At 69.5% G+C, this 23,215-nt stretch carries 16 protein-coding genes and 1 tRNA gene; 7 read left to right on the top strand and 10 right to left on the bottom strand.

Annotated elements, in window-relative coordinates:
• Positions 1-167: 167 nt before the first annotated feature.
• Complete coding sequence (locus tag ADL08_RS20700) at positions 168-1,049, top strand: AfsR/SARP family transcriptional regulator (RefSeq protein ID WP_053645127.1); 882 nt, start codon at positions 168-170, stop codon at positions 1,047-1,049.
• 183 nt (positions 1,050-1,232) lie between these two features.
• Positions 1,233-3,263, top strand: a complete 2,031-nt coding sequence (locus tag ADL08_RS20705; protein ID WP_053645129.1) for a helix-turn-helix domain-containing protein — start codon at positions 1,233-1,235, stop codon at positions 3,261-3,263.
• Positions 3,264-3,366: 103 nt separating this feature from the next.
• Here ADL08_RS20705 and ADL08_RS20710 read toward each other — a convergent pair whose 3' ends face one another.
• The 3 genes from ADL08_RS20710 to ADL08_RS20720 form a co-directional block, all read right to left on the bottom strand.
• Positions 3,367-4,644 (bottom strand): transposase, encoded by a 1,278-nt coding sequence (locus tag ADL08_RS20710; protein ID WP_053645131.1) that lies wholly within the window; start codon positions 4,642-4,644, stop codon positions 3,367-3,369.
• A 143-nt stretch (positions 4,645-4,787) separates the two neighbouring features.
• Entirely contained in the window at positions 4,788-5,381 is a 594-nt protein-coding gene (locus tag ADL08_RS39025; RefSeq protein WP_324610420.1) for a hypothetical protein, read from the bottom strand.
• Positions 5,378-6,526 carry a winged helix DNA-binding domain-containing protein gene (locus tag ADL08_RS20720; RefSeq protein ID WP_053645133.1) on the bottom strand — a complete coding sequence of 383 codons (1,149 nt, stop codon included), beginning with the start codon at positions 6,524-6,526 and terminating at the stop codon, positions 5,378-5,380. Before ADL08_RS20720 ends, ADL08_RS39025 begins: the two co-directional genes overlap by 4 nt.
• 150 nt (positions 6,527-6,676) lie before the next feature.
• Here ADL08_RS20720 and ADL08_RS20725 point away from each other — a divergent pair, with 150 nt between their 5' ends.
• Positions 6,677-7,540, top strand: a complete 864-nt coding sequence (locus tag ADL08_RS20725; RefSeq protein WP_053645135.1) for a hypothetical protein — start codon at positions 6,677-6,679, stop codon at positions 7,538-7,540.
• Positions 7,541-7,694: 154 nt separating this feature from the next.
• Positions 7,695-9,044 (top strand): esterase-like activity of phytase family protein, encoded by a 1,350-nt coding sequence (locus ADL08_RS20730; protein ID WP_053645137.1) that lies wholly within the window; start codon positions 7,695-7,697, stop codon positions 9,042-9,044.
• A 35-nt stretch (positions 9,045-9,079) separates the two neighbouring features.
• Here the strand turns inward: ADL08_RS20730 and ADL08_RS20735 are convergent, their stop codons facing one another.
• A complete protein-coding gene (locus ADL08_RS20735) occupies positions 9,080-10,042 on the bottom strand; it encodes an RNA polymerase sigma-70 factor (RefSeq protein ID WP_078967951.1) in 963 nt (320 codons plus the stop codon).
• Between the two features lie 70 nt (positions 10,043-10,112).
• Complete coding sequence (locus ADL08_RS20740) at positions 10,113-11,342, bottom strand: NAD(P)/FAD-dependent oxidoreductase (protein ID WP_053645139.1); 1,230 nt, start codon at positions 11,340-11,342, stop codon at positions 10,113-10,115.
• 285 nt (positions 11,343-11,627) lie between these two features.
• On the opposite strand from ADL08_RS20740, the gene ADL08_RS20745 reads away from it, so the two are divergent.
• Together ADL08_RS20745 and ADL08_RS20750 are read left to right on the top strand one after the other, a co-directional pair.
• Positions 11,628-12,062 carry a hypothetical protein gene (locus ADL08_RS20745; protein WP_053645141.1) on the top strand — a complete coding sequence of 145 codons (435 nt, stop codon included), beginning with the start codon at positions 11,628-11,630 and terminating at the stop codon, positions 12,060-12,062.
• Between the two features lie 176 nt (positions 12,063-12,238).
• A complete protein-coding gene (locus ADL08_RS20750) occupies positions 12,239-12,958 on the top strand; it encodes a hypothetical protein (protein ID WP_053645143.1) in 720 nt (239 codons plus the stop codon).
• A gap of 78 nt (positions 12,959-13,036) precedes the next feature.
• Here the strand turns inward: ADL08_RS20750 and ADL08_RS20755 are convergent, their stop codons facing one another.
• Together ADL08_RS20755 and ADL08_RS37270 are read right to left on the bottom strand one after the other, a co-directional pair.
• Complete coding sequence (locus tag ADL08_RS20755; RefSeq protein WP_063885325.1) at positions 13,037-13,282, bottom strand: DUF7660 family protein; 246 nt, start codon at positions 13,280-13,282, stop codon at positions 13,037-13,039.
• A 69-nt stretch (positions 13,283-13,351) separates the two neighbouring features.
• Positions 13,352-13,474, bottom strand: a tRNA-Arg gene (locus ADL08_RS37270).
• A 526-nt stretch (positions 13,475-14,000) separates the two neighbouring features.
• Between ADL08_RS37270 and ADL08_RS20765 the strand changes: the two genes are divergently transcribed.
• Positions 14,001-14,504 carry a very short patch repair endonuclease gene (locus ADL08_RS20765; protein ID WP_078967949.1) on the top strand — a complete coding sequence of 168 codons (504 nt, stop codon included), beginning with the start codon at positions 14,001-14,003 and terminating at the stop codon, positions 14,502-14,504.
• Positions 14,505-14,628: 124 nt separating this feature from the next.
• On the opposite strand, the gene ADL08_RS20770 is transcribed toward ADL08_RS20765, so the two are convergent.
• The 3 genes from ADL08_RS20770 to ADL08_RS20780 are packed head-to-tail and all read right to left on the bottom strand — an operon-like array spanning position 14,629 to position 22,933.
• Positions 14,629-19,665, bottom strand: a complete 5,037-nt coding sequence (locus tag ADL08_RS20770) for an FtsK/SpoIIIE domain-containing protein (RefSeq protein ID WP_053645149.1) — start codon at positions 19,663-19,665, stop codon at positions 14,629-14,631.
• The gene (locus ADL08_RS20775; protein WP_053645151.1) at positions 19,662-21,101 is read right to left on the bottom strand and encodes a hypothetical protein; all 1,440 of its coding nucleotides are present in this window, start codon (positions 21,099-21,101) and stop codon (positions 19,662-19,664) included. Before ADL08_RS20775 ends, ADL08_RS20770 begins: the two co-directional genes overlap by 4 nt.
• Positions 21,101-22,933, bottom strand: coding sequence for a hypothetical protein (locus ADL08_RS20780; RefSeq protein WP_053645153.1), 1,833 nt, complete (start codon positions 22,931-22,933; stop codon positions 21,101-21,103). Before ADL08_RS20780 ends, ADL08_RS20775 begins: the two co-directional genes overlap by 1 nt.
• Positions 22,934-23,215 lie beyond the last annotated feature (282 nt).

Here is a 23,215-nt window from a genome sequence, read left to right on the forward strand (position 1 = left end):
ACGAAAACCAGGCGTCCCAATAGCACGACAAAGGGGGTGAATCACCCCGATATCCCGGGAGGTGATTCCGTACCCTCCGGTTTCTTATTGACATGCCTACGGGGGTCTTTTCTAATCATCGAGAGTCATCCCGCGCGCAGACGCCGCGCAGGCACTGAGGGGGCAAGGTGGACGTCCGGATCCTGGGGGGACTGTCGGTACGTGAGAACGGGGCCTCGATCACCCCGACGGCGGCCGCGCCCCGGCAGCTGCTCGCCCTGCTCACGGCCAGCGCCGACCAGGTCGTCCCCGTGACGGTCCTGACCGAGGAGCTGTGGCCGTCCGGCGCGCCGCGCGGCGCCCGCGCGGAGCTCCAGGCCCACATAGCCGGGCTGCGCGCCCTCGTCGAGGACGCCCTGCGCGGCACCGGCCCCGCCGGCCCGGGGGCCGACTGGTCCGGCCGTCGCACCGCCGACGCGGTCCTCGTCTCCCAGCCCGGCGGCTACCGGCTCGACACCGGCGGCGGCGCCCACGACGTCTGGCAGTTCGAGCGCGCGGCCGGCGCCGGCTACCGGGCCATGGAGGCCGGCGACCTCCCGCGCGCCGCGCTCCGCCTCGGCGAGGCCCTGGCCCTGTGGCGCGGCGACCCGTACGCGGGCGTCGCCGCCGGACCCCGCCTCCGCAGGGAGATCGAGCGCCTCGAAACCTCCCGGCTCAGCGTCCTCGACCAGTGGCTCGAAGCACAGCTGGGCCTCGGCCGGCACGCCGAACTCGTCCCCGAGCTCACCGGACTCGTCGCCCGCTACCGCGCCAACGAGCCCCTCCACGCCCACCTCATGGTTGCCCTGCTGCGCTGCGGCCGGCACGACGATGCCCTCACCGTGTACGAACGGCTGCGCCTCGCCCTCAAGGCGGAGAGCGGCATGGAGCCCTCGGCGCGGCTGCGGCGCCTCCAGCGCTCGGTCCTCGCCGTGCGGCACACCGGAGGACGCCCCGCCCTCGGCCTCCGCATCCCCACCCAGTACGCCCCGCCCCGCCCCCGCCTCGTCCCGGCGGGCTCCGTCGGCTGACGGCCCGGCCGGCACCCGGACGGCCGCTCCCCGGGCCGCCGACCGGCCCCTTCCGGTCCACCGGAGGGAATGAAGTGCCGCAGCTCACCGTTGACCGGCTTCCGAAGCCGAATTAGTTTTCGGCAGACAGGGCGGGTTTCCTCCGAGGTGCCCGATTTCGCTCGACATACGGGGGCTTGGACCATGACGACGCACGGCGCGGACGGAGCCGGTGGTGCCGACGCGCTGCTCACGGTCCTCGAACTGCTCGCCCGGCAGGCCCCGCCCGCCCGCTTCGACGCCCTCCTCGACGAGGCCCGCCGCGACGACCTCGGCCGCGCGGACCTCGACCGCCTGCAACGGGCCGTCGTCCTCGCCGGCCAGGTCCACGCCGAACGCGCCCACGAAGCACGCCGCGAGGCCGGACTCGACACCCTCACCGACACCGCCCGCGACCTCACCCTCTCCTACGACCTCGACGGCCTGCTGCACGTCATCACCCGCCGCGCCCGCCGGCTCCTCGGCCTCGACCTGGCGTACGTCACCCTGCGCGGCCCGCACGGCGACTGCTACGTCCACACCGCCGAGGGCACCCGCACCGGCCGCGCCGAGGGACCGCGCCTCGCCCCCGGCCTCCGGATCGCCGAGGGGTACGGACTCGGCGGCGCCGTCCAGCTCCACGGCGAACCGGTCTGGACCCCGGACTACCTCGCCGACGAGCGGTTCGCCCCCTCCGGCTCCCTCGACGCGGGCGTCCACGCCCCCGCCTTCGACGAGGCCGCCGAGACCGCCCTGCGCACCGAGGGACTGCACGCGATCGTGGCCGCGCCGCTGCGCAGCGGCGACACCGTCATCGGCACCCTGTTCGGGGCGGACCGGCGCGTCCGCCACCACACCGCCGAGGAGATCGGGCTCCTCGCCGCGCTCGCGGACCTGGCCGCCCTCGCCGTCGAGAAGGCCGGCCTCCTCGACCGGACCCGGGCCGAGGTCTCCGAACTGGAGCGGGACAGCGCCCGGGTGCGCACCCGGCTCACCCGGATGCGGCACGTCAGCGAGGCCCACGGCCGCATCATGAACCTCGTCCTCGCGGGCGGCGACCTGTGCAACGTCGCCAAGGCCGCCGCCGACGCCCTCGACGCGAGCGTCCTGATCCGCGACCCCGGCGGCCGGTGCCTCGCCATCGTCGGGGACGTCCCCGGCCTCGACGAGGAGGCCGTCGAGGAGGCCGTGGAGAAGGCCTCGCTCGACGCCCACGCCCGCCGCCGCCCGGTCCTCGCCGCCGACGACATCTGGGTCGCGCCGGTCATCGCGGGCTCCGAGGACCTCGGCGGCCTCGTGGTCCACGCCGCCGGCGGACTCACCGGCGAGGACGAACGGCTCCTCGAACTCGCCGCCCAGTCCGTCGCCTTCCTCCTCCTCATGCGGCGCTCCACGGCCGTCGCCGAGGGCCCCGTCCGCGACGAACTCCTCGACGACCTCATCGCGGACCCGCCGCACGCGCCGCAGCAGATCGCCCAGCGGGCCGGCCGCCTCGGCGTCGACCTGCGCCGGCCGCACGTCCTCGTGCTCGCCCGGCCCGAGGGCGGCGAGCAGGGCCGGGCGGTCGTGTGGGCGTCCTCGTACGCGTACCGCCTCTCCGGTCTGAAGACCGTGCAGGGCGGCTGCATCGTGCTGCTGCTGCCGGGGGACGACGCCTCGGCCGCCGCCCGGGCCGTCGCCGCCGAACTGTCCCCGCTGCTCGGGCACCCCGTCTCCGTCGGCTCCGCCGGGCCCGGCTGGAGCCCGGACGCCGTGGGGCGGATGCACCGGGAGGCCTGGCGCTGCCTCGACGCGATGAGCGCCCTCGGCGGCACCGGCTCCGCGGCCTCCGTGCGGGACCTGGGCTTCCTGGGGCTGCTGCTCTCCGACGACAACGACGTGGACGGCTTCGTGGAGTCGGCGATCGGGCCCGTGCTCGACTACGACGCCGAGCGGTTCACCGACCTCACCCACACCCTGGAGGCGTACTTCGCCTCCGGCGGCAGCCCGACGAACGCGGCCGAGGCGCTGCACGTCCACCCCAACACGGTCTCCCGCCGCCTGGAGCGGATCGGCGAACTCCTCGGCCCCGAGTGGCAGAAGCCCGGCCAGGTCCTGGAGGTCCAGCTGGCGCTCCGGCTCCAGCGCACCCGGGAGGCCCTGGCCCGCGGCCGCGTCGCCCCCGAACCGCTCCGCGCGCCGGAGCGCGGCGCCTGATCCGGGGGCCGACGAGCTGCGGGCCGGCGGGACCCGACCCGCAGCTCGCCGAGCGCCGTTCGTCCCCGGACCTCAGCTCGCCGAACTCCGGTCGCCCCGGCCCTCAGCTCGCCGAGCGCCGCGAGCCGTAGCCCGAGCCGTACCCCTGCGCCGAGCCGTAGCCCGACTCCCACTGGGCGGCCAGGAGCGTCGCCGCGTGGGCCGCCGAGGCCAGGGTGATGTGCCGGTGCCAGCCGCGGAACGAGCGGCCCACGAAGTCCCGGAGGCCCGCCCCCTCCCCGACCTCCGTGAAGTCCCGCTCCACCCGGCGGGCGAGCTTCGTCAGCCGCAGCAGGGTGCCCACCTGAGAACCGGTCAGGTCGCTGATCCACACCCGCGACGGGGCCCGCCGCGGATCGTCCCACTCGCCGAGCAGCACCAGCGGACGCATCCGCTCCCCGCCCGGCGTCGGCAGCGCCACCCGGACGGCCGTGGCGAGCGAGGTCCGCGAGGTCCGCACTCCCCCCACCGTGTCCACCCAGCTCACCGGCCTGCGCAGCCCCTTGAGGGACTCCAGTATCTGCACGGCGGACAGCGGGCCCGCCCCGAAGCCGGGCAGCGAGCGGTCCGCGATCGCGAGCCGGGAGCCCGGCCCGATCCGGGCCACGACCGGCACCCCGGCCCCGGCGAGCCGGGTGAGGGCCGCACGGCCCGCGCCGCCCCGGATGTCGATGAGGACCGGCTTGCGGGAGACGTCGGACCAGCGGGCGGTGTCGAGCGCCGCCGCGACCGCGCACTCCTCCAGGGTCTCCTCGCCGGCCTCCTCGGGGACCTCCGCGCGGTCGCGCCGCGTGCGGTCGTTCACCCAGGGGTCCGGCAGGAAGAGCCGCCAGTTGACCGGGACGCTCAGGTCCTCGCCCGCGAACCACACGCCGAAGGCCTGCTGGCCGTGGAAGACCTGCCCGCGCTCCGGGTCGAAGCGCCGGTCCACGCCCACCGAGTGCTCCCCGGCCTTCGGGATCGGCATGGGCCGCACCACCCAGGCCTGCGGGCAGCCGTTCCGCTCCAGGTGGCGGCCGAGCGCCGCCCGCATGGGCTGCCAGTCCCAGGTGGAGCTGGAGACGAAGTGGTGCAGGCTCTGCTCGGCCGCCGGACCGCCGATCTGCGCGGCGATGTTGCGGATCGACTTGCGGCCCTGCGCGGTGAGCAGGCCGTGCAGGTACTGCTCGGCCTTCAGGCGCTGGTCGCGGCGGGCGAAGCCGGAGAAGAGCGCGGCACACAGCTCGGCGTAGACGTCCTCGCGCGTACCGGCCGCGCCGACGGACCTGGCGGCGCCCAGGGGTACGGCCGGGGCGACGGCCCCGGTGGCGGCCCTGCGCTTGGTTGCGACGGATGTACTCACGAGACTCCTGCCCGAAGGGTGCGCAGCTCCTTCCCGCTGCACCACCACCGTCGCCCGTCACCGCCCCCGGGGACGAGGTGTACCCGGCACCCGAATCGGCCGCCGGATGGTGGCCGGACCACCTCCCCCTCCGTCCGCGCAGGTCACGGGCCTCTCCACCGCCGCGCGGCGGACCCCCGCGAGACCCTTCGGGACGTCTCGCGGGGATCTGACAGACTCACCGGCCGGGCTTTGACCCGTCGCACTGCGTGGCCGGACCATCGCAGAGCGAGGCGGCACGGGCCGGGCCGGTTAATGCCCCAGGCCGGGAACCGGGCCCGTGCGCCTCGCCTTTCGCACGGATCCGCCCCGGCTCGGGCGGTGATCCAGTCGCCGGTCGCGATCACCGGCTGTATGCCCTGGCGGTGGACGGTGCCCTCGATGAGGCCGTACATCCGGTCGGCCGCGAAGTGCACCTCGTTCTCGTCCTCCAGCCCGAACGGCTCCGGGTCCACCAGGAAGTGGTGCTTGTCCGGCAGGTCGAGCCGCACCTCGTCGACCGTGGGGACGTGGTCCGGGACCCGGTCCGCCATCGCGTGCGGGGTCTGCTGGAGCGAGTGGCCGTACGTCTCAGCGAACGCCTCCAGCAGGCGCCGGCGCGCCTTCCCGTACGAGCGGTCCCGGTCGTGCTCCGGGTCGGCCGCCGCCGTGGCCGAGTTCGCCCAGCGGGCGGTCACCTTGGTGGCGAGGCCCGTCACCCCGCGGGCAGCACCCGGGTCTCGGCCGCCGGGAAGCCCTTGGCCCACCAGTGGTCGTAGCGGCGGTAGACCAGCGGGTCCCGGGCGGCGAGGAGGCCGCCGAGCGCCGCGGCCTCGGCGGCCAGACCCTCCCAGACCCCGGCGGGCAGCGGGTGGAAGGCCGTGGCCTCGATCCCGCCGTCGACGGGCCGCCAGACCCCGGCGACGTACCCGTCGACGAGGAGCGTCGGCAGCGTGTCGCCGTTCGCCCGGATCACCGGCCCGCGGTACGCGGGCGGGATGATCCGGGAGCGGTCCGCGTACACGAGGAGGACGCTGTCCCACATGGCGAGGAGGCGCGGCGGGGCCGGGGTCTCCCCGTCGGGGAGCGGCGCGCCCGGGACGTCGTACAGCACCGTCCCGTCGGCCCCCTCCAGCCGCACCAGCTCCCCCTCCAGCGTCCGGACCGCCTCGCGCACCAGACGGCGGGGCGCCGTCGTGAACTGCGCCATGTCCGCCGCGGACGCCGGACCGAACCCCTCCAGGAAGCGCCGGAGCAGCACGGCCAGACCGGCGGCGGACGCCTCCGGGTCGGTGAGCGCGGGCCGTTCGGACGCCGTGACGAAGGACTGCTCGCTCCCGAACGCCCACGGCGGGCCCGTCGGCGCGTGCCACAGCGGCGCGTACTGCCGCACCATCCGCCAGACCACGGGGTCCACCGGCCCGCTCCGGCCCCGGGCGACCAGCTCCCGCAGCTCGGCCCCGGGCCGGGCCTCCGCGGCGTGGGCGAGCAGGCCGGGCAGGAGCGCGTCGGCGTCGGCGGCGGTGAACCCGGCCGCCTCGAACCGGGGGTCGTGGAGCCGCCCGCCGCGCAGCGTCGGCTCCATGGCCTCCCGGAAGGACCGGTAGTCGTCGGCGTGCACCTGGTGGAGGGTGAGCCGCATCAGCGTCGACCGGACCACCCGGAACCCGTTCAGGGCCTCGTCGAATCGCTCCGGAGCGAAGCCCGCGACCCGGTTCCACAGCGCCACGTACGGCGAACCCGGCCGCTGCGCCTGGAGCGCCACCACCCGCCGCACGGCGTCCTCGACGCGGACCGGCTCGCGGGCGAGGAGCAACTGCCGGGCGAGGGTGGAGCGGTTGAGGGCGCGCGGGGTGATCACCATGGGGGTGATTCTCTCTCGCGGGAGAGGTGTTCGAACGGACTTTCGGGGAGGGTGGCGGGGGTGGCCGGTGGGTTTCCGGTCGTCGCCGGTTCACCCGGGGCACGCCCCGGCGCCACGCGGTCCTCACCCGGCCCCGTGAGGATCGGCCGCATGACCCTCACCTCGCGGGCCCCGCGCCCCGCCGCGGCCGCCTCCGCCGTCGCCCTCGCCGCCGTCGCGCTCCTCGTCCCGGGCGCGCCGGCGCACGCCGCCTCCAACGCCGTCCCCACGTACGAGGTGAAGATCAACCTCACGGCCGCCGCCCTCGACTCCTCCCACGCGCCGAGCGCGGCCGTGAAGTCGGCGTTCGGCATCACCGGTTCCGCCAAGGCCCGTTCGTACGCCTACTACGACACCGACGGACTCGCCCTCGACGCCGAGGGGTGGAGCGTCCGGCTGCGCCACAAGGACGGGTCCTCGTTCGAGGAGACGTACAAGAAGCGCTTCCCCGTCACGAACGGCGACCTCACGGCCGCGCTGGACACGGCCAGGGCCGCCGGCTTCGACAGCGCCGACACCACCTACAAGGCCGAGGTCGACTGGGGCTACGCCAAGCAGACGCTGAGCTTCAGCAACGAGAAGAGCCGCAGCGCCAAGGGCTACGCGGGCACCGCGCTCCCGGCGAGCGCCACCGGCCGCGACTGGCTGGCCGCCGACGTCCCCGGCAAGCTGGACAAGTGGGGCGGCACCGGCTGGGGCAAGGGCCTCCTCCAGCAGTCCCGCGCCCACGGACCGGTCACCGCCAAGGTGTACGGCGGGGAGTGGGGCGCCTCCGACGACGCGAGCATCGAGGTGCTGCCGGTGGTCGGCGCGGACGGGACCGGCACGGAGTACGTCGTCGAACTGTCCTTCAAGACCGACTCCCGGACCGACGCGGCCGAACTGCACGCGGACGCCGTGGCCCTCGCCGAGTCCAAGGGCTGGCTGTACCACGGGGACATCCTCAAGACGCGGCTGATCCTCGACCGTTACTAGGGGGTGTCCGGAAGGTCCCGGACCTCGTGGCTCCCGGCGTTCACCCAGGGATCGCCCCGGCGTCGTGAACGCGTCGCCCCTTGTTGTGGCCGGAAATGGACCATGGGCCCGCCCCCACGGGCGACATTCCATGTGTTCAAGGGAGTTCCTCCAGATGATTCCGCGCCTCCTGCGCCGCCGGCCCGCCGCCGTGGTCCTGCCGTTGTCCGCCGCGCTCGCCCTCACGGTGGTCGGGGGGACGGCGGACGGGGCGTCGGCGCACCGCGGCCACGGCGGTCCCGCCGGCCGCGTCGTCTCCGTCTCGACCCTGCCCGACATCCCGCTGGCCGCCTTCAGCAACGGCATGGTCCCGGGCGGCGTCGCGGACGACCGGGACGTCGACCTGGGCGGCATCGGCAGCGACCTGTTCCCGGCGGAGCGGCGCGGCGAGTACTGGACCGTCACCGACCGCGGCCCCAACGGCCAGATAGAGATCGGCAAGGACAAGCGCCGCACCTTCCCCGTGCCCGGCTTCGACCCGGCCATCGTGAAGATCCGCGCCGTCGGCGGCCGGATCCAGGTCCTCGGGTCCATCCCGATCACCACCTCCCACGGCGCCCCCGTGACCGGCCTGCCCAACCAGCCCGGCCGCGACGAGGCCCCGTACACGTACGACGCCTCCACCCCGCTCCCGTACGACCCCAACGGCCTGGACACCGAGGGCATCGTGCGGGACCGGGACGGCGGCTTCTGGCTGGTGGACGAGTACGGTCCGTCCCTCGTCCACGTCTCCGCGAAGGGCCGGGTCCTCGCCCGCCACGTGCCGAAGGGGCTCGGCCTGACCGGTGCCGACTACCCGGTGGTCGAGTCGCTGCCCGCGATCCTCCTCAAGCGCAAGATCAACCGCGGCTTCGAGGGCCTCGCGCTGCTCCCCGGCGGCGACCTCGTCCTCGGCCTCCAGAGCCCGCTGCTCAACCCCGACGAGGCCGCCGGCAAGGACTCCCGCACCACCCGGCTGCTGCGCTTCTCGCCGCGCGCGAACCGGGTCACCGCCGAGTACGCCTACCGCTTCGACCCGGTCGGCACCGTCGAGCCCGGCCAGACCAAGACCTCCGAGCTGAAGCTCTCCGCGCTCGTCGCCCTCGGCGGCGACCGCCTCCTCGTGCAGGAGCGCACCGACAAGTCCGCCCGCCTCCACGAGGTCCGCCTCCGCCGGAGCGACGACATCCTGGGCTCCGTCTGGGACACCGGCGTGCGGCCCGGACTGGAGCAGCTCGACGACCCGGCGGCGGCGGGCGTGCCCGTCCTGCGGAAGAGCCTGGTCGTCGACCTCAACACGGTGAAGGGCGTCCCCGGCAAGATCGAGGGCGTCGCCGTCGAGGGCTCCTCGACCCTCGTCCTGCTCAACGACAACGACTTCGGCATGACGGACGGCCCCGGCGCCTTCGACGCGAGGGGCCGCCTGGTCGACAGCGGCGTGGAGACCACCCTCGTCAAGGTGCGGCTGGACCGCCCCGTCCGCTGACGTCCCGATCCCCCCTCGCCCGCCCCACGGGATCCTCACCGCAGGGTGAGGGGGGTCTCCGACCCGACGCGGGTCAGCTTCTCGGGGTTGCGGACGTAGTACAGGCCGGTGATGCGGCCGCCCTCGACCCGGAGCACCATGACGCCGTCGAACTCGCCGTCCAGGTGCACGGCGAGCGCCGGGTCGCCGTTGACCGAGGTCGGCTCGCAGGTGACCGCGAACCCGGCCTTCGCGGAGCCGCCGAGGTAGAAGCGGGCCACCTTCCCGGCGCCGACGACCGGCCGCACCGCGGCCCGCTTGACGCCGCCGCCGTCGCTCACCAGGACGACGTCGGGCGCGAGCACGTCGAGGAGGCCCTGGAGGTCCCTGGCCTCGACGGCGTTCCGGAACGACTCCAGGGCCGCCCTGGCCTCGGACGGGGAGACCACCCGGCGGGGACGGCGGGCGTCGACGTGCCGGCGGGCGCGGTGCGCGATCTGGCGGACGGCGGCGGGGCTCTTCCCGACGGCGGCGGCGATCTCGTCGTACCCCACGTCGAAGGCCTCGCGCAGCACGAAGACGGCGCGCTCGGTCGGCGACAGCGTTTCGAGGACGAGCATCATCGCCATCGACACGCTCTCGGCGAGCTCGACGTCCTCGGCCACGTCCGGCGCGGTCAGCAGCGGCTCGGGCAGCCACTGGCCGACGTACGCCTCCCGGCGGCGGCTCGCGGCGCGCAGCCGGTTGAGCGCCTGCCGGGTGGTGATCCGGACCAGGTAGGCGCGCCGGTCGCGGACCTGCTCCAGATCGACCTCGATCCAGCGCAGCCAGGTCTCCTGGAGGACGTCCTCGGCGTCGGCCGCCGAGCCGAGCATCTCGTACGCGACGGTGAAGAGCAGATTGCGATGGGCGACGAAGACGCCGGTGGCGGCACCGGGCCCGTCGCCGTCGCCCTCGCCGTCGCCGTCGCCGTCGCCGGTCGCGGGGGCTCCGGGGGCCGCCGCCTCGGACTCGCTCACGCCGAACTCCCTCACGTCGGGCCGCCGCACGTCGGGCTGCTTGGTGTCGGGCTGCTTCACGTCGGTTCCTTCAGGGCCGGGACGGGCTGTCGGCGGTCCGCCGGAGCGCCTCCGGGGCAAGAGCCTCTCCCGTACGCCCGGCCCGCGCCAGCCGCCGGCGCCGCGTGCTGCCGGGAACGCGGTGCAGACGGTACGAACCGGGGTCGCCGGCCTCGCCGGCCAGGTGCCGGACGATGCCCTCGCACACCTTCTCCTTGAGCTTCGCGCCGAGGCGGCCGTCGATGTGGAACCGGACGGCGGTGTCGCGCCGGGCGAACTGGAAGACGCCCTCCTGCCGCCCGAGGCTGATGCACTGGCCGGCGAAGGACTCGTTGAGGGGCTTGGGCCGTTCCCCCGCGATCCGGGCGAGCACCGTGTCGGCGGCCCGCGCGCCCAGCGGGATCGCGGCCTGGCAGCTCATCCGCAGCGGCAGGCCCGAGGGCGCCGCCGAGTCCCCGGCCGCGACGACGCGCTCGTCGTCCACGCCGGTCAGCGTCTCGTCGGTGAGGAGACGGCCCAGGGCGTCGGTGCTCAGCCCGCTGCGCGCCGCCAGGTCCGGCACGCCGAACCCGGCCGTCCAGACCGTCACCGCGCTCGGCAGCTCGCGGCCGTCGGCGAGCCGTACGGCCTCGCGGGTCACCGCCGTCACCTTCGTACCGGGCCCGTCGACCACGGTCACCCCGAGCCGGGCCAGCCGCCGGGCGACCGAACGCCGGCCCCGGGAGTGCAGGTACGGGCCGAGCACGCCGCCGCAGACCAGGGTCACGGCCCGCCCGGCCTCCGCCAGCTCGGCGGCGGTCTCGATGCCGGTCGGGCCGGCCCCGACGACCGTCACCGGCGCCGTCGCGGGAGCGGCGTCGAGCGCGGGCCGCAGCCGCTCGGCCTCCTCCAGGGAGGCGAGCGGCCGGGCGTACTCCGCCGCTCCGGGCACGCCGGGATCGGCGCTTCCGCTGCCCACGGCGTAGACCAGGTAGTCGTAGCCGACGGTGCGGCCGTCGGCCAGCGTGACGCGGCGCCCGGCCGTGTCGATCCGCTCGGCGCTGCCGACCACCAGCCGGACGCGCCCGCCCAGTACCTCCGGGTAGCCGACGACGGCCTCGCCGGTCCCGCCCACCAGCTCGTGCAGCCGGACCCGGTGGACGAAGGACGGACGCGGGTTGACCAGCGTCACCGTCACGTCGTCGCGCCGCGTCAGCCGGTTGGCCGCCATGACACCGGCGTACCCGCCGCCGATCACGACCACCTCGGTGTTCTCGGTCATGGTGTCTCCTCCGCTCAAGGGGTCGGCCCTCTGTGAAGGGCTCGTCCTCAAGACACCGCGCGACCGGTTCCTGTGACACTTCCGGCGCCCTGTGACGCGGGTCACCCGCCGCGACCGGCTCCCAGGGCCACGCCCCGGGGGATACCGCACAGGTTTACCCGGGATCAACTCCTGGTGGGACGCGCACGGATACGGCCGGACTCTAACGTCGTGCATGTCCATGACCGACCTGTCCGACACGGGGTCCGGGGCCGCACGGGCCCGGGGCGACCGGAGGGGGATCACATGTTCCGTTCACGCCCGAGGCCCGCGTCCGCTGTTCCACGCCCGAGGTCCGCGTCCGTCGTCTCGCGCCGGAAGTCCGCGTCCGTCGTCGCCTCGGCCTCCGCCGCGCTCTTCGCGGCGGGCCTCGTCCTCGCGCCGGGCGCGTCCGCCGACGCCTTCCGCTGCGGCTCGTCCGGCAGCGACCCCAGGGCCTGGTGCGCCTACGTGCAGAAGGCGCCCAGCGGCCTGAAGGTCCACAGCAGGCCCAGCACGACCTCCACCACCCTCTGGACCCTCGCCAACGGCACCAAGGTCGAGGTCGACTGCTGGACCACCGGGACCTCCGTCAACGGCTACAACGTGTGGGCCGGCCTCTACTCGGCCTCCGGCTACCGCTACGTCAGCGACTACTACCTGACCACGGGCCGGATCCAGAACTACGTGCCCCACTGCTGACCACTCCCGGCACGCCCCCGCGTGCGCGGTACGGGGGTCCGCGCACGCGGGGCTCTTCCACCCCGCCGGCCTGCGTCGCGGCGGTCTGCGTCGCGGCGGCCTGCGTCGCCCCGGTCTGCGTCGCGGCGGCCGGAACGAACTTGGCCGACCGTACGGCGCCGACCGATGATGTCCGCATGACCGACGACCCGGCGCTCCACACCCTGACCCTGCGGCACAGGATCCCGGACGACTGGGCGGCGGACCCCTGGGCCGAGGTGCGGCCCCTGATCGACGGCGTGGACGTCCTGAAGGAGGTCCACCCGGACGGCATGGCGCCCAGTTGCCGGTACTGGACGGGGCCGGCCGGGACCTGGCCGCTGGCGGCCGCGGAGGAACCCCGCAGGATCATGATCACCGAGCCGACCTGCACGGCCGGCTGCTGCGGCGCCCTGTACGTCACCGTGCGCCGCGAGGGCGGCCTGGTGGTCTGGGACTCCTGGGAGAACACCGGCGGGAGCGGTGCCGTACCGCCGCCCTACCGCTTCGACGCCGCCCGGTACGAGGCCGAACTCGCCCGGGCCGCGGCGGACCGCGACTGGGAGGAGCGGGTGGACACCGTCGCCCGCCTCCTCGGCCGCATCCTCGACGACAGCGGCTGGTTCGCGCGCTGGGACTGCGTCCTCACGAACGTCTCGCCCCGCCGTGAGGAGCCCGGCGTGCCCGAGGAGCTCACGAACCCGGAGGGCGTCGACGTCGACTTCCACCACGACCGGGGCCCGGGCAACCCCCCGGACGTCTACCGGTACGAACTCCTCACCACCCACGACGGCTCCCCGGAACAGGAGGCCCACCGCCTCGCCGCCCCCATCCTGGCGGCCGACCCCCGTGGAACCGCCTGGAAGCCGGAACGCTGAGGGCCGTTCGCGCGACGGCGGGCCGGGAACCCGTCGCGGAGGGCGGACCGGGCGCGCCGAAAGGCCGCCGAAGCCCTCCTACTCGTAGTCCGCGGCCGCGCGGAGAGCGCGGGCCATGAAGGTCCAGTCCCCACGGGGAGGGACCACCTCGCCGGCGTTCCGATAGGCACCCGGCGAGTCCTCCACCCAGGCGGCGAGCGCCTCCAGGAAGGCCTCCAGGGTGCCGTTCTCCCACTCCCGGACGCCGAACTCCCGACGCAGCTCCCGGAGGAAGCCGACCAACTGCTCACGGCTGCGCATCTCGTCGTCCGGTTTGAAGGCCATGGCGGCACGCTACCTCCCGACCAGCGAAAAGACCCTCCCGAAGGAGGGTCCCGGTCGTGCGGAGAAAAGCGCCCCCGGCAGGACTCGAACCTGCGGCCAAGTGCTTAGAAGGCACTTGGTGGGATCCGCGAGTGGTGCTGTGTGACCTGCGTCTTTGTTGGCATTCACAGGTTCCGCGCTCGATCTCCTGGCGTTTTTCGGGACAGTCCTCTAGCTGTGCTTCACTCGCTGACTGGGCAGCAGACGGAGGGCGAGGATGGATTCGCCCGCGTGGGCGGACACGGGGCCGCCCCACTTCTCGTCCCGGGCGAGCTGGGGATTGGCATGCCTACCCACGTGCACGCGGAGGCGATACTCCTCCTTTTCTGCTGCAAGGAGGTCGAAGAGTCCCTCGTCCATGCCGGAGAAGGCTTCGACGCGGAACCGTTCAGATGAAACACGTGATCGGCGCCAGCGCAGGTGCGTCCGGAGCGCCACTGGCCGATGTCCCGGGCGCTGTCGGCAGCGGCGTGCTCGATGTAATCGAAGCGGTCGTTGCCTTGTCGTTCGGTGAGGCAGAGGGAGGTACCTTGGTCGGAGCCGGTGAAGGCCATGACTGAAACGTTCGGTTTGCCCGTTCCCGCCATGGGGAAGCGCCGAGGATAGAGTCGGAAAGACAGGAATGGGTTACCGCAAGGCTGGATGACCCAGAGGAAGCTGTCCCTAACCTGCTGGAGATATGAGCGAACAAGGACTGCCTGAAGCGTCGGCCGAGCAGTGGACACCACCGGAGGGATCATGGGCGTCGTCGGCGGCGACCCGGCAGAGCATGCTGGGCAACCGAAGCCGTGATACTGCGCCCGAGTTGCTCCTCCGCTCGCTTGTCCACGCTGCTGGCCTGCGCTACCGCGTAGCGGCAAAGCCGCTCCCGAAGATGCGCCGCACAGCCGACATGCTCTTCCGCCCTGCGAAGGTTGCAGTCTTCATCGACGGCTGCTTCTGGCACGGCTGCCCAGAGCACTTCGTGATGCCCAAGACGAACCAGCCGTACTGGGAAGAAAAGATCGGCCGGAATATCCAGCGCGACCGGGACACAGACAACCGCCTCGCGGAGGCAGGCTGGCTGGTACTCCGCTTCTGGGAACACCTCGAACCAGAGGCGTGTGCTGCCACCGTCATCAAGGTAGTGGCAGCTCGGCGGCAGGAGGTGCAAGCCTCGAAGCGTCCGAGGAAGACCTCCTGAGCGCCGCATGGCCGACGGCAGCGGTTAGCTGAACTCCACCGGGTTCACTAAGAAGAGATCGTACCGCTGGTGGCCTTTTTAGCCCCTGTGCAAGATGGAGCTGATCAATTAGGGCGGGATCCGGTCAGCTCCCGTCATAGGCCACCTGCAGCCGCGTGGTGCTCTTAGCCGTGTGCAGAAAGGCGTCACCCTGTCCAGCCAGAGCTTCGGCTCCGGTCTCGTCCAGAATGATGCGGCTATCAGTTGCCGTCTTGACACGCAGAGCGAGTTGGGCAGGGAAGTTAGAGCGAATCGTCGTAGAGATGACGTCCGCACTCGGTCGCTGAGTGGCCGTGATGACATGGATACCCGCAGCGCGAGCCTTCTGCGTCAGACGCTTGAGCAGCGTTTCGATCTGCTTCTTCTCTTCGGGATCGCTAGTGAGATCGGCATACTCGTCCAGGACGATGACGATCCAGGGCTTTCGATCTTCCTTGTCAACCTTAGCGTTGTACTCGACGAGCTTGCGTGTGCGGATCGCCTTCATGTCCTTGTAGCGCACGGCCATCTCTTCGACGGTTTCCTCAAGCATCTCGATGGCGTCGGCAGCGTCCATACCGATCACACCGTCGAGATGCGGGTCGTCTTCGAAGTCGACAAGCTCGGTGCCCTTAGGATCGACGAGCCGGAGGCGCAGGGCACTCTTGTCGTACCGGACCAGGCCCTTGAGGATCGTGTCCAGCGCGACGGACTTTCCTGATCCGGTAGTGCCGGCCACCAACAAGTGCGGTGAGTCTGCGGAGGACAGATCAATTGTGACCGGGTTGCCTTCGATGTCGGCGCCCAGCGGGGCGATGAGGCTCTCGGGATCGACTGGGCACCGTTGCCATAGCGCCTTGGCGTCGACGCCGTACTTCTCGTCGTCGATTTTGGGGATCTCGAAGAGCACGGAGCCGCGATCGCTGCGAGTGCGAATACTGAACCCGGAGGGCAGTGCCAGGGCAAGAAAGATCTCGTCGCGTCGGTTGGTTAGTTTGTCCACAGTGACCCCCGGATTGGGGATGAACCGGAAGATATAGAAGCCGGGCCCCTCCTGCCATTTGCCGACCTCTGGTGCGGTGACCGCGACCTTGTGGCGGGCGAAAACGTCGACGATCTTGTTGTATCGAAGCGCCAGCTCTTCATCGGAGAGCCCACTGCGGGAAGCCTTCAGAGGGGCAGGATCCGCCTCTGCGCCAGGGGGATGCGCAAGTATGGCTCCTGGCAGGACTGTTCGAGCAGCGACTCCGCCAACCTCGGCAGTTGCCGTTGCTTCCTGGGGAGTGGGCTGTGCTGCGACAAAGCCCACAGAGGAGGCGTTGACGGCATTGTCGCCCACCTTCACGGTCCCGCCGGGGGTTCCAGAGAGAACAAGGGGATCGGCATTGTTGGGGTCTTGTTTGGCGCGCAGAGCACCGATGAGGTTTAGCAGTTCCCGTTTGTTCAACCTCACCAGGGTGTGCCTGCCGAGGCTTCCGACTGCGGGTGCCGGCTGATCGTCCTCTGCCGAGATAGCCACGGCAACGCCAGTGACGTGGCCAAGCTGGACATCCTCAGACCGCAGGGCATCAAGGACCTTCGCCTCGACCTGGCGGTGGTCGTCATTGCCGATCAGGGTGCGAGCTGGAAGGTCTTCGGCCTGCGTGGTCTTTCCACTGGTCTGAGCGATCGCGGCGGCGAGCTCGTCCAGCCAGAAGGGACGGTCGTGGCGAGCTTCGCCGTCCGAACGGAAGGCATCCCTGCACAGGTCGGTCGTGCGGTTGAGCTGTTCCTCAGCCGAACCGACGTCGAAGGTCTGGCGGAACTTGGACTCGGCGACCAGGACATCCAGGCGAACAGTGCCGTCGTCCTGGGCCGTCAGCACAAACCGGCCGAGGTCGGCACGGGTCTTGTGTCCGCGGCCGAACCAGCGGTGGTGCTCGTCGAAGCTGATCCAGGTGACCAGGCTCGTGCCCTGCCGAGAGACGGGAAACTGCTGGTCGATGACAAACCGCGTGGCAACCAGGCCGACGACTTCGTTGACCGTGGTGCCAATGCCGAGGGAGCGCAGCACGGCGCCAGGGGCCACGTTGCGGCCGACCTCGTAGATTCGTTTAGCGGTGCTTTCCGAGTCCTGCGGGGTGACGACACCGATCTGCTCAAGGCGGCGGCGCAGTCGCTGGACGACGAACTGCCGACCGGTCTGCGAGCTGACAATGAGAGTGTAAGACTCGTTCTTGCCGACGCTGGGCTTGACGAGAATGACGTCAGGGCGGTTGTGCAAGGCATCGATCTGCTCACGGCCGATGAAGCTGTCGAGAGTGACGACCCAGTGGGCCACACGGTGCAGGGTCTCGAACAGGCTCTGGTGTTGGTCGAACTGCACCTGCATCTCGAAGTAGTCGATGCCTTCGACGCTCTCCCGGGAGACCGGGGAACGGCGGTCGTAGCGCACGCACAAGGTCGACCAGGACTCAAGAGTCTCGTCGGCGGTCTCAGGCAACAGCGCTCTCACGACGTTCTCGCTGGTCTGAGCGAGGTTATGTGAGGCTGGGTGCTTCCAGGGGTTGAAGGAACCCGACAAGGACTCCTTTTTGGTGCTCTCCTTCATACTGGTCTGCGTGCCGAACAATGCCGGCGCCAGAGCGAGGTCGATGGTGTCCTCCAGCCCTGACAGATCTGCTTCCTGGTCGGGCTCCCACGCCTGAAGGATTAGTTGGACATCGGGCAGAAAGCTGTCGTCGGACATCTCAGCACTGGAGAACTGCAGGTCGAAACCCTGGATGATCTCGTGGTGGGTGGCCTGCGGAGCCAATACAACTAGATCGACTTTCAGACGAGGATTCTTGGCCCGCATCTGCTTTGCCACGCGCATCGGCAGGACAGGGTCGCCGTTGCGGTCCAGAAGCAGTACGCGCAGCCCATCAAGCTTGTGGGGATAGGTCGTCAGGTAGTCGGTGATGACGCGGACCATCTCGTCGATCGCGGTCTCGTCAACGCTGGAGAGCCAGTCCTTGGACTCGTTTCCGCCGTAGCGTACCGGTGCGTACTCCTCATGACCAGCCGATTCCCGCATCGGAATGGCAATCGTGCCGCCGGGACCGACGAGGACCGCCGGTGTCCCATGAGGGGAGATACGGTCGATGGCGTCGAAGAAGAGCTCCTCGTTTTCCTGGTTAAGGCTCAGACCTCCCTCCTTGTTCAGGGCGGTGCCGATGCTGCTAGCAGCCTCCTCGTAGTTTTTCGCCAGCCAGCGCAGCTTTAGTGGGTGAGTGGCCAGCATCATCATGCGGTGGTTGGCCAGTCCGACGACATCAGTCAGGACGACAGCCTTGAGGTCTGCGTTCGGAGCGTTGTCGGGAACCAGAGTGGTGCGAGCTTCGCGGAGCACACCTTCCCACTCACGTACGTAATCGTTGATCTTCCCGGCGTCAAGCCCGTCGCAGAACCGGTTGAAATGCTCCAGCCTGAGGCGCTCCAACTGACTGGCGAACCGTGACGCGGGCACGGGCACGGGCTCGTCGGCCTGCCACTGCCGAGGGTCATTGAACTTCTCGAGGAAGGTATCGAAGGTCAACTTGCTGGCATGGCCAGGGGGAGTTCGCCACCCGTGGATGAGGGCCGCCAGCGCGATCTGCCCCGGGACGCCAAGAGGGTCCCAGCGAAAGCGTCGCTGGGCCCCGTCCATCTCGACCAGGATACGCAGCGGGGCCCACTCCGTGTTCGGGTCGAACGGCTCGTCTTCCTCCGGCGGATCCGGTTTGATTCGGTCCAACAGGCACTTCTTGACTTCCAGGGTCAGGCGAAGACCGGTGGATTCCCTGACGTCATCCAGGGTGTTGGCGTACAAAAAGGCAAACAGCCAGCGGCTCCACTGCCCGGCTTCCTGGTTTCCTTCAAGCCCGACGACGACGGAGCCTTCGTCTTCATCGGAGAAGTAGGTCAACTCGCGCAGCAGGGCACGCAGCGGGTCCTGGACGAACTGAGAGTCCGGAAAGGCAAGCTTCTCGACTTTGCGGCGCGACCGCTTGGACAACAAGTCAGCCAGCGGCTCCGCTCCGCCGATAGGAACCTCGTCAAGAAAGCGCTGTGCGGCTTCCTGATCTCCACGGTCGAGCGCATCTTCGACCATCATGGCGTCGAACTCGTCGACCCGATCTGCGTCGACCTTCTCGATCTCCTGCCGGACCTGCTGGCCCAGGCGGATCTTCTTGGACTTCTGTTCAAAGACTTCCAGCCAGAGGGTCAGGTCCTGCTCGCGGCGCAACTGACGAGAATCCTGCGGAGTAGAGCCACTGCGATTGAGGTTGAGTACGAGGCTGCGCATGAGTGCCTTGGCAGTCTCGGAATCCGTACCGATGTGGTCCAGGGAGTCATCGCTGAACTCGGTTGCACTTATGCGTTCTATCAGGTCGTCCTCGGTGATCTCCTTACCCGTGGGTTGTTTGAAGGCACTGACCGAGACGTTCTTCTTGATCCGGGTGGGCAGCGCAGCGGGCTTGATGAAGAGTCCGCGGTCTGGGAAGAGATCAAGGGCCGGCAGAGCTGCAGAGATCTCCGGGCAGACCATGTCAGGGGTGTGGACCTGAGTTGCTGCTACCTTCTGCGCAGTGTCGACCAGGAATGCCGCCCAGCGGTGCAAGGACCGGGGCTCCTCATCGGTGACGGCGCCCCAGATCTCCGGCAGAAAGGTGCCCATCACAGCCGGGACGGCGCCGATACCTCCCGCCTCCTGCCATGCTTCCGCCATGAACCTGTCGAACCCGCGCTCGCCGGCAGGATCGCGGTAATTGCCCAGGATCGTGGCGTCGTTCAGGGCGTTCATGGCCGCCAGCCCCTGTGCGTCCGGAGACTGCCCCCACTCGAACAGCAGTACTGCTTTACCCTGTCCCGAATTTCGCCACTTGGTCAGTTGGTCCTGCGGCCCCAGCAGGTATTCAGCAGGTACACCTTCGATTGGCTCTGATGTGCCGACCTTGACGACAACCTGACGGTCCGGCGCGCCCGACAGGTGCTGGGCGGTGCGGCGGAGAGCCTCAGCCACGGTTGGCCGGTCGAAGCCACTGACCAGTAGCACGGCGCGGGCTCCGTTGGTCTCAGTGACCTTGCGGAGTGCTTCGTCGGCAACGAACCGGCCGAGCGCTCGGATGCTGCTGTCGGTCACCGGGGTTCCCCTCGAACCATGCTGGTTGCATCTGAATACTGAGTGAGCAGACCGATAGCGGCAAGCTTCTCTCGGAACGCCTTGCCGTTGTGGTCAAGGACCGATGGGTCGACCTCGTAGGCCAACGGGCTCACTGCCGCGACTTTGTCCTCCATCACAAGCCCATACTTCTCGTACAGCAGCGTGCAGAACTTGTCGAACTCCATCTCCGCATCCTGCGCGACGGTGGCAGAGACCAGAGCCTCAAGCATCGGAGGCTTCATGGTGAAGTGCCGGCGCCCGGACGTCGCATTTAGGGCTCCGACTGCGGCAAGGGTTTCGCTGAAGAAGGCTCGGGGTGAGGCGACCGCGGCCCCACCTTCCTTCGTAAATCTCTGGTAGCGCCGCTTTTTTTCCTCGTCGCCTTCGGCTTCGCTGATCATCACCTGAGCCTGGATGTTGATCGCATTGATGATGTCGTTGCGGAAGCCAGCGAGATTCTTCTGCGATTCTCTGCGCAGCGGAGTTGCCTCGTTTCCGAAGTCCAACAGGATCGACTCGCGGATGGTAGCACCGAGCTTGGTGCGTGCGAGGTGGAGCTGGTGGCGTGCCAAGCAATAGGGGACCCAGTGCATGAGGCTCTCAGTGCGCTTGGCCCTCGGGACCGTAGTGGTTCGAGTGACGATGTTGCGGGTCCCCTCCCTCAGCAGATTAGGCCACGGGCTGAGGTCCTCATACAGCTCGATTCCTGTGTCTGAGCCCTCCACGGGCGCTTCGTCGTAGTCGAAGTCGTGCGCGCTGAGGGCCTTGGCGAGGTTGCCCAACGGGGTTTCGCTGTCCTGCACGAGGTCGCGCAGGCCCTGTCGGGTCGCTTCCTTGCGGACAGGATCGAGGTCGGCACGAAGGACTTTGTAGGCCCAACTCCCACCATCGCGAAAGAGGTAGCGCTCGATACTCGGAGCGTTGATGCCGACAGCGACCTTGGTAGCCTGCTTGCGCTTCTTCGCGCTCTTCTTGGTATCAATTTGCTTGACTCGTCGTTCGACTGCGTCGTAGTGGATGAGCTCACCGACGAACGGATAGATGTGCGCGCCGAACCAACTGGGCTGGCTGCGGCGCCCTGGGATCTCAACCAAAAGGGACGAGAACAGGGCGTGGAGCGTTTCCATCGTCTCGGGAGAGTCCAGTTCGACGGCCTTGCCGAGTTCCTCATCGCCCTCGACTATGCGGGTCTTGGTCGCGATCCGCCGGGCCAGGTCGTGCGAGGTCCTTTTATAAGCCGTGCCAGCTCCGTCGTCTAGAAGCCCTGCGAACTTTTCCGGGTCTTCCTGATGCGCCAGGTAGACGCCGCGGGCGATCGCGAGCATCTCAAGCGGGACATAGAAACCGCGACCTTGCTGTTCGAGATTCACCCCGAAGAGGCGAAGAACGACCTCGGCCTTGGAACGATCAGCCATTACGCACGCACCGACCTGATCTTGTCGCCGACGTCGATCATGAGCTTTCGCATGACGTTGCCCACCAGTACTTGGATCTCGTCGTCCTTGTTCGACGAGTCAGCCAGCTCAGCCAGGGACCCACTCAGGCCGCGGATCTCCGCCTCGTGCTGCACCTCGCTGCGCAGGCCCGCGGCCCATCGAGTCAACAGCTCGAAACGCAAAAGGTCCGCTTCCACTGAGACTGCATCCTGGTCAGGGGCGAGGGCCGGGATACGGATGTAGATGGCCCGGTTGAGCCACTCGACGGCATTCCGCATCTCGGGGGTGGCGCTCGTGCCGGCTTCCCTTTGCCACTGGGTGACCTGGTCGACCACCTCGACACCCTTGCTGGGCACTCGCCGGGAGATCACGGCCGCGCGGGCGCGGTGCGTGAAGAAGGCGGGGTCAAGTACCAAGAAGTCAGGATTGCTCGCTGCTCGGTGGATGCCCTGGACGGCTTCCAGACCCTTGAGGAATCGGTCTCGCACTCTGGTATCTGCCAGGTCCCGGTTCTTGTCCTGGACACGCACAAAGTCGTCGCCAGCTAGCAGGCCCATGCGGGCGAAACGGTCCGTGTCGTCGTCACTGTTGAAGAAGTCGGCTCGCCGTAGGAACGTGTATAGGCCCCGCAGCTGTTCAGCCTGCTTCTGAGCGTCCCGATTCGTGCGAACCTTCTGCAGGTAGCTGCTGGCATCCGCGGGAGGGAAGTCACCCGCCGTGTCTGGGTCCAGTCGGTCGTCGACCTGGCGACGGGAGACCCGGCCCGGGTCCAACTTCCGTAGCGCGAAGAAGGCAGGAACCAGATGACGTTGTTGCTGACTCAACCGGTCCCCGAAGAGCGCTTGGTGGTACAGGTAGGGAGCTTGCCACAGCCGGTTCGAATGCGACCGCTGGTACCTGGCGTGGACGTCATCGCAGGACAGGCCGCCGGTGAGCATGTAGCTGGTCACCGACAGCGCCTGACGTGTCGTGATTACGGACCCGGTCCGCTCGGCCGCAGCGAACATGTCCCGGATCGCGGCCCGGCGCTGAGGCCCGCGGGTGGGATCACTCAGTTCGTTGCGGTTGGCCAGGATCGGGCAGACCTCGCGTGCATCACAGGTCTCGCACCGCTTCCACCGCGACGACTGGGTAGTTGTCCACTGCTTCAGAACCCAAGGGATGAGCCCGCCGTTGGAGCTGTCGGCCGCTACGGACTGGTAGTTGAGGTTGATGACGGTGACTGCACCATGAGGATCACTGACCTGCCCGCGAACTATGCCTTCCGTTAGGGTCTGCACCAGAACCTTGGCACGCCCAGTGCCGACTTTGCCAAGGTTGTCATCCTCGGCAACGCACTTGCGCAGTTGGCCCTCGTTCGCGCAGATGATCGCGACGCCTTTGTCCGGAGGGTCGAGAAGCTCTACGAGCTTGTGAGCACCGGCCTGCGGGCTGAGCTCGCTCAAATCGCTGAGGATGTACAGCGGGCGGCCGCTACGGGTCTGGCCGACAGGGCGGCTCGCGCCTTTTGCCTCGGACAGCTCGAGGAAGACCGCCTTCCGGACATCTGGCGTGATCGGCTCATCGCCGGCCCGCAGTTTGGACAGAAGGCTGGCGCACAGGCTCGTCTTGCCATGCCCAGCGTCTCCGGTGAGGACGATAGTCTTCGTGGTCTGTCGCTCGATGGCACTCAGCAGGTAGTCCAGCGTCACAACGGGGAACTGCGGCTGTGTCCAGTCTGCCTGCAGCTCGTAGACCATCTCAGAGGCGTCGACGTCGAACGGCTGGTAACGACGTATCCGTTGGACGTGCTTGTTGACCTCTAGTGGCATGTTGCTGTCTTTCGTCGACCGAGCCGGGAGCGCTACAGAATTTTAGCTGCCAGCACGCCCGACGGTAGATCAAATGCCACGACTAGGCGCGAAAGCGTCCCTGGCTCGCCAGTGCGTTGCTATGCCGCAAGTCTTGAGGATTGTCAATCCACTCGCACTGTGAAGTCCTTCCTGTGCAGCCAGCTCCAAAGTGAAGCCGGCCCAGTACTCGGTCTCGTAGCCGATCGGGATCTTGGATCCGCACACGCTGCGTAGTCGGTGGATGTTGTGGGAGATCACGCC

The sequence above is a fragment of the Streptomyces sp. NRRL F-6492 genome (assembly GCF_001280125.1).
In the GTDB taxonomy this organism is placed as follows: domain Bacteria; phylum Actinomycetota; class Actinomycetes; order Streptomycetales; family Streptomycetaceae; genus Streptomyces.